Annotated in this window: 6 protein-coding genes; 5 read left to right on the top strand and 1 reads right to left on the bottom strand. The window is 63.5% G+C overall.

Annotated elements, in window-relative coordinates:
• Positions 1 to 155 precede the first annotated feature (155 nt).
• Positions 156 to 857 (bottom strand): GntR family transcriptional regulator, encoded by a 702-nt coding sequence (locus EOA60_RS17500; protein ID WP_164748502.1) that lies wholly within the window; start codon positions 855 to 857, stop codon positions 156 to 158.
• A 226-nt stretch (positions 858 to 1083) separates the two neighbouring features.
• Here EOA60_RS17500 and EOA60_RS17495 point away from each other — a divergent pair, with 226 nt between their 5' ends.
• The 5 genes from EOA60_RS17495 to EOA60_RS17475 form a co-directional block, all read left to right on the top strand.
• Positions 1084 to 2124, top strand: a complete 1041-nt coding sequence (locus tag EOA60_RS17495; RefSeq protein WP_067327790.1) for an ABC transporter substrate-binding protein — start codon at positions 1084 to 1086, stop codon at positions 2122 to 2124.
• Between the two features lie 76 nt (positions 2125 to 2200).
• Entirely contained in the window at positions 2201 to 3283 is a 1083-nt protein-coding gene (locus EOA60_RS17490; RefSeq protein WP_095823935.1) for an ABC transporter ATP-binding protein, read from the top strand.
• Positions 3280 to 4203, top strand: a complete 924-nt coding sequence (locus tag EOA60_RS17485; RefSeq protein ID WP_095823844.1) for an ABC transporter permease — start codon at positions 3280 to 3282, stop codon at positions 4201 to 4203. The genes EOA60_RS17490 and EOA60_RS17485 overlap by 4 nt, the downstream gene beginning before the upstream one ends.
• Positions 4200 to 5000, top strand: a complete 801-nt coding sequence (locus EOA60_RS17480) for an ABC transporter permease (protein ID WP_067327792.1) — start codon at positions 4200 to 4202, stop codon at positions 4998 to 5000. Before EOA60_RS17485 ends, EOA60_RS17480 begins: the two co-directional genes overlap by 4 nt.
• A 24-nt stretch (positions 5001 to 5024) precedes the next feature.
• Positions 5025 to 5236: gamma-glutamyltransferase (locus EOA60_RS17475; protein ID WP_206628149.1), on the top strand; the 212-nt coding region annotated here is incomplete at its 3' end.

Below are 5236 nucleotides of genomic sequence, written 5' to 3'. Positions count from 1 at the left end.
CGCTGCGCCTTCACGCCGAACTGGGGCAGGGGACTGCAATCGTCATCGATGCCCCACGCCGCGCCGACGGTTTTCGATTCAGCATCGGCGACGTAGCGCACATCAGCCTGCGGCGTGGCGCCAACTGCCCTGTGCTCTCGAACTGATCGCCGGCCTCACGAAGCCTTGGCGAAAAAGCCCTGATAATCGGACTTGGCCTGCAGCAGGCGCAGGATGTTCTCGCGCGAGCCGCGCACATGCGCGCGAGCGCGCTCGCCGGCCAAAGCGACATCACCGGCGCAGATCGCGTCGACGATGCCCGTATGCTCCTCGCGGGTGAGCTTCCACTCGTCCAGCCACAGAAGCTCGGTCCACACATATTGCTGGCATTTGTCGAGGATGCCGCAAAGCATGCCGTGCAGCATCTCGTTGCCGCTGATCTCGGCGATCACCCGGTGCAGATCGATGCCGACCTGCAGCTCCTCAAATTTCTCTCGTGTGCTGCGGTCGGGGATTGCCGCCAGCCGTTCGCATTCGGCGAGCATGTGGCGCAGCCGCGCCTTGTCGGCGGCGGTCGCGTTCGCCGCTGCCAGCTCGGTCGCGCGCCCGTCGAGCAGCTCGCGAATGTCGAAGGCCTCGCGGAACATGGTCAGGTTGAACTCGGCAACAATATAGCCCTGGCGCGGACGTCCGATCACCAGGCCGTCGCGCTCGAGACGGTTGAAGGCTTCGCGCACCGGCGTGCGGCTCACCTTCAGGCGCTCGGCGATCTCGTTCTCGGTCACGCGGCCGCCTGGCGGGATCTGGCCGGTGATGATCAACGCCTTCAGCTTCTCGAACACCGAATCGCGCAGCGTGTTCTTTCTCTCCTTGCTCAAGCGTCCCGCCTCCAACGGTCAGTCACGGATTCGCAGTCTAGTGCCTTTTGGCTCCTGCTTGAAACAGAGCCGTATCAAACGCTCCAGGCCCGAAGCCTCAACTCATCGCCGCCCAAAAAACGCTCGGCACATGTTGACATCGGCTTCCGGAGAATTACACTCAAAATTGTATACAAATTCGCATACCAAATCAACGATAATGGGAACACCGGTTGGAGAAGCGAAAATGACGAAGAGACTTTGCATTCACGGTCTGGCCGTAGCCGGCCTGCTGGCCTCGGCCGCCGTTCCGGCCTCGGCCGCCGACACCATCACCGTCGCCTCATGGGGCGGCACCTATCAGGAGGCACAGACCAAGGCCTTCTTCGATCCGACGGCCAAGGAGCTCGGCATCACCATCAAGCAGGACACCACCAACGGCCTCGACGACGTGCGCCTGCAGGTCACCGGCAATGCGGTGAAATGGGACATCACCGAGCTTGGCGCCGACGAATGCGCGCGCGGTTCCAAGGAGGGCCTGTTCGAAAAGCTCGACTACAACGTCATCGACAAGAGCGGCATCAACCCGAAGCTCGTCCATGACGACTGGGTTGGCATCTCCTACACGTCCGTCGTGCTGATCTACCGGACCGATGTTTTCGGCGACAAGGGACCGAAGACCTGGGCCGATTTCTGGGACGTGGAAAAGTTCCCGGGCCGGCGGGCGCTCTCCGGCAGCCAGGCGACGGAGACACTGAGCGTCGCGGCGCTCGCCAAAGGCACTCCGATCGACAAGGTCTATCCGGTCGACATCGACGGCGCGCTGCAATCCGTCGACAAGGTCAAGGGTCACATCGACGCTTGGTGGACCTCGGGCGCGCAGGCCATGCAACTCGTGAAGGACGGTGAGGTCGATATGGCGAGCATCTGGAACGGCCGCGCCGGCACCCTGAGGAAGGAAGGCGCACCTGTCAGCTTCTCCTTCGACCAGGGTGTGCTTACCGCCGACTGCATGGTCATCCCGAAGGGCTCGAAGAACAAGGACCTCGCGATGAAAGCGCTGGCCAAGTTCGTCAGCCCCGACCTCCAGGCCAATCTGCCGCTCTATGTCGACAACGGCCCGGCCAACGAGAAGGCCTTCGAGACCGGCAAGATCCCGCAGGAGCGCATCAAGGACATCAACTCCGCGCCCGACAACGTCAAGAAGCAGGTGCTTCAGGATCCCGAGTTCTGGCGCGACAACCTCGTCGAGGCGACGGAGAAGTTCAACAACCTGATCCAGCAATAACGACTGCGCGGCGGAGCGGCGCGACGAGGCGCTGCTCCGCCGCGCTATCAATGATCCGGAGTTGAAGGAGATGCTCTTGTCTCTTGCGCCGACAGCGCTTCCCATCGGCATCCACGGTATCGAGAAGCGCTTCGGCGCGCTCTCCATCCTGAGCGATCTCAGCCTCGATGTCGCGGCCGGTGAATTCCTGACGCTGCTCGGTCCGTCGGGGTCGGGAAAGACCACGCTGCTGATGATCCTGGCCGGCTTTGTGCGGGCCAATGCCGGCTCGATCAAGGTCGGCGGCGAGGAGATCATCACCATGCCGCCACACAAGCGCAACATCGGCATGGTGTTCCAGAACTATGCGCTGTTCCCGCATATGAACGTCTTCCACAACATCGCCTTTCCGCTGAAGCAGCGGCGCGTATCGGCGGCGGAAACGGCCGAGCGTGTCGAGCGGGCGCTGGACCTGGTGCAGCTGAAAGGTCTCGGCGAGCGCCGCGTCGACCAGCTTTCGGGCGGCCAGCGCCAGCGCGTGGCTTTGGCCCGCGCCATCGTCTTCGAGCCGCGCATCGTGCTGATGGACGAGCCGCTGTCGGCGCTCGACAAAGGCTTACGCGAGCACATGCAGATCGAATTGCGCAACCTGCATCGGCGGCTCGGCATGACAACGGTCTACGTCACGCATGACCAGCGCGAGGCGATCACCATGTCCGATCGCATCGCGGTCATGAATGCCGGACGCATCGAGCAGATCGACCAGCCCGAGGTGCTCTACGCCCGGCCTAAGACGAAGTTCGTCGCCGGCTTCATCGGCGAATCCAATTTCATCCCGGTCGAATGCCGCAACGGCAGCGTCTGGTATGAGGATCGGAAGCTGCGCATGAATGACCCGGCGCCGTCCGCCGGTCGGCACTTGATGGTGGTGCGGCCGGAGAAATTGCGGCTGCTCGCCGACGCGGATCAGGCACGTCCCGTCAACGCGCTGCCGGCAACGGTCGGCGATGTCATCTATCAGGGCGACAGCTTCATCTGCTATGCGACGCTTCGCGACGGCCGCCAGGTGACGCTGCGCGACTATTGTCGCAGCGACGTGCTGGCGAAGCTGCCGGCGCCGGGCGAGCCGATCGCGCTCGGCATCGATGCCCAGGACGTCGTGCTGGTGTCGGATCAATGAGCGTCGGGTCCGCCAGTCTTGGTCACGCCGTCGGGCAGGACGGGGAACTCAACGCCTGGGCATTGCGCTCGGATGCCAGGCGCCAGGCGCTGGGGCTTCTGGCGCTGCTGTCGCCCGGGCTGTTCCTGGTATTCGCCGTCATCATCGTACCGATCGGCTGGCTGTTCTGGTTGTCGCTGTTCGACGAGAGCGGCCAGCTCAGCCTCGCCAATTACGCGCGCTTCTTCGAGCAGGCGTCCTACATCAAGACCTTCGCGACCACATTCAAGGTTGCCTTTGTTGTCACCGGCGCCTGCGTGCTGTTCGGCTACCCGCTGGCCTATATGCTGTCGCAACTGCCGCGCCGCGCCGCCTCGATCTGCCTGATCTTCGTCATCCTGCCGTTCTGGACCTCGGTGCTGGTGCGCACCTATGCCTGGCTGGTCATCCTGCAGCGCAAGGGGCTGATCAACAATTGGCTGATCGATCTCGGCGTGATCGCCCAGCCGCTGCCGCTCGCCAACAATTTTGCCGGCGTCGTCATCGGCATGACCCACATCATGCTGCCCTTCCTGGTGCTACCGCTCTATGCTTCGATGAAGACCATCGATGTCGACTGCCTGCGCGCCGGCATGAATCTCGGCGCCAACCCCGCCGCCACCTTCCGCCAGATCTTTTTCCCGCTGTCGCTGCCGGGCCTCGCCTCCGGCGTGGTCATCGTCTTCGTGCTTTGCCTCGGCTTTTTCGTCACGCCGGCGCTGATGGGCGGCGGCAAGGTCATCATGTGGGCGATGCGCATGGAGCAGGCGACCAGCCTCTACTCGAACTGGGGCGCGGGTGCTGCGCTCGGCGTCGTGCTGCTTGCCGTCACGCTGGCGCTGCTCGGCTTCTTCCAGTGGCTGCTCGGCGCGCGCGCCACCGGCGTTTGGAGCCAGCGATGAGCGCCGAAAGCAGCCTGCCTATAACGCATTGGCAACGCCTCTGGCTCTATCTGCTGGGCGGCCTCGTCATGCTGTTTTTGATCGCGCCCTCGGTGATTATTGTCATCATGTCCTTCTCCGGCTCGACGCTGCTGCAGTTCCCGCCCGAGCAATGGTCGCTGCGCTGGTATGAGAGCTATTTCGGTTCCGTCGAATGGCGCGACGCCACCATCGTCTCGGTGAAGGTGGCGGTGATGACCGCGATCGTGGCGACGCCGCTCGGCACCGCAGCTGCCTATGCCATCAACGCCGGCACGCTCAGGCTGACCGGCGCCATCAATGCGCTGCTCACGGCGTCGCTGATCATTCCGGTCATCCTGATCGGCATCGGCACTTTCTTTCTCTATGCCCGCATTGGCCTCAACAACACGCTGACCGGCCTCGTCATCGCCCACACCGTCCAGGCGTTGCCGCTGGTCGTGCTCACCGTCCTGTCGGGGCTGCGCTCTTACGACATGAACCAGGAGATGGTGGCGCGCAGCCTTGGCGCCGGCCGCTTCGCGGCCTTTTTCCAGGTGACCATGCCGCAGTTGCGCTTCTCGATCGTCTCGGGCGCGCTCTTTGCCTTCATCACCTCCTTCGACGAGGTGGTGGTGTCGCTCTTCATCTCGGGCGGTGAGACCACGACGCTGACGCGCCGCATGTTCAATGCATTGCGCGACCAGATCGATCCGACGATTGCCGCCATTTCGACTTGCCTGATCGTGCTATCGATCGTCTTGTTGTCCGCCGCCCAGCTTTTCGGCCGCGGACGTTGAGAATACAGGGATACCTCGAACAGAATGCGTGATTTCCAGTTTCCAGGCCGCTCGCCGGTCCGCGCCACCGAAGCCATGGCCGCGACCTCGCATCCGCTCGCCACACTTGCCGCCATCGACATGTTGCGGTCCGGCGGCAACGCCATGGATGCGGCCGTCTGCGCCGCGGCCGTGCAGGCGGTTGTCGAGCCGCAATCCACCGGCATCGGCGGCGACTGCTTCGTGCTCTACTGCCC

Origin of the sequence: Mesorhizobium sp. M1A.F.Ca.IN.020.06.1.1, assembly GCF_004023265.1 — a bacterium.
GTDB lineage: Bacteria > Pseudomonadota > Alphaproteobacteria > Rhizobiales > Rhizobiaceae > Mesorhizobium.
Note: the sequence above shows the minus strand (reverse complement) of the source record. Positions and strands in the feature narration are given on the sequence as shown.